We start from the raw sequence: 1,410 nt of genomic DNA on the forward strand, positions 1-1,410 counted from the left end.
AAGAGTGCAGTGCTCCTTAGAAAGGAGGTGATCCAGCCGCACCTTCCGGTACGGCTACCTTGTTACGACTTAGTCCTAATTACCGATCCCACCTTCGACGGCTCCCTCCACAAGGGTTGGGCCACCGGCTTCAGGTGTTACCGACTTTCATGACTTGACGGGCGGTGTGTACAAGACCCGGGAACGTATTCACCGCAGCGTTGCTGATCTGCGATTACTAGCGACTCCGACTTCATGAGGTCGAGTTGCAGACCTCAATCCGAACTGGGACCGGCTTTTTGGGATTCGCTCCACCTCGCGGTATTGCAGCCCTTTGTACCGGCCATTGTAGCATGCGTGAAGCCCAAGACATAAGGGGCATGATGATTTGACGTCATCCCCACCTTCCTCCGAGTTGACCCCGGCAGTATCCCATGAGTTCCCACCATTACGTGCTGGCAACATAGAACGAGGGTTGCGCTCGTTGCGGGACTTAACCCAACATCTCACGACACGAGCTGACGACAACCATGCACCACCTGTTTACGAGTGTCCAAAGAGTTGACCATTTCTGGCCCGTTCTCGTATATGTCAAGCCTTGGTAAGGTTCTTCGCGTTGCATCGAATTAATCCGCATGCTCCGCCGCTTGTGCGGGTCCCCGTCAATTCCTTTGAGTTTTAGCCTTGCGGCCGTACTCCCCAGGCGGGGAACTTAATGCGTTAGCTGCGTCACGGAATCCGTGGAATGGACCCCACAACTAGTTCCCAACGTTTACGGGGTGGACTACCAGGGTATCTAAGCCTGTTTGCTCCCCACCCTTTCGCTCCTCAGCGTCAGTAACGGCCCAGAGATCTGCCTTCGCCATCGGTGTTCCTCCTGATATCTGCGCATTCCACCGCTACACCAGGAATTCCAATCTCCCCTACCGCACTCTAGTCTGCCCGTACCCACTGCAGACCCGAGGTTGAGCCTCGGGATTTCACAGCAGACGCGACAAACCGCCTACGAGCTCTTTACGCCCAATAATTCCGGATAACGCTTGCGCCCTACGTATTACCGCGGCTGCTGGCACGTAGTTAGCCGGCGCTTTTTCTGCAGGTACCGTCACTTTCGCTTCTTCCCTGCTAAAAGAGGTTTACAACCCGAAGGCCGTCATCCCTCACGCGGCGTTGCTGCATCAGGCTTTCGCCCATTGTGCAATATTCCCCACTGCTGCCTCCCGTAGGAGTCTGGGCCGTGTCTCAGTCCCAGTGTGGCCGGTCACCCTCTCAGGCCGGCTACCCGTCGACGCCTTGGTGAGCCATTACCTCACCAACAAGCTGATAGGCCGTGAGCCCATCCCAGACCGAAAAATCTTTCCAACTGCTGACCATGCGATCGCAGCTCATATCCGGTATTAGACGCCGTTTCCAGCGCTTATCCCAGAGTCA

The 1,410-nt window shown here is 55.9% G+C and carries 1 rRNA gene; it reads right to left on the reverse strand.

From position 1 onward, the window contains the following. Nucleotides 1–20: 20 nt before the first annotated feature. Nucleotides 21–1,410 (reverse strand): 16S ribosomal RNA (locus tag ACPEH2_RS15720); the annotation flags it as partial.

Origin of the sequence: Microbacterium sp. NPDC064942, from assembly GCF_049545525.1 — a bacterium.
Classification (GTDB): Bacteria; Actinomycetota; Actinomycetes; order Actinomycetales; family Microbacteriaceae; genus Microbacterium; species Microbacterium gawkjiense.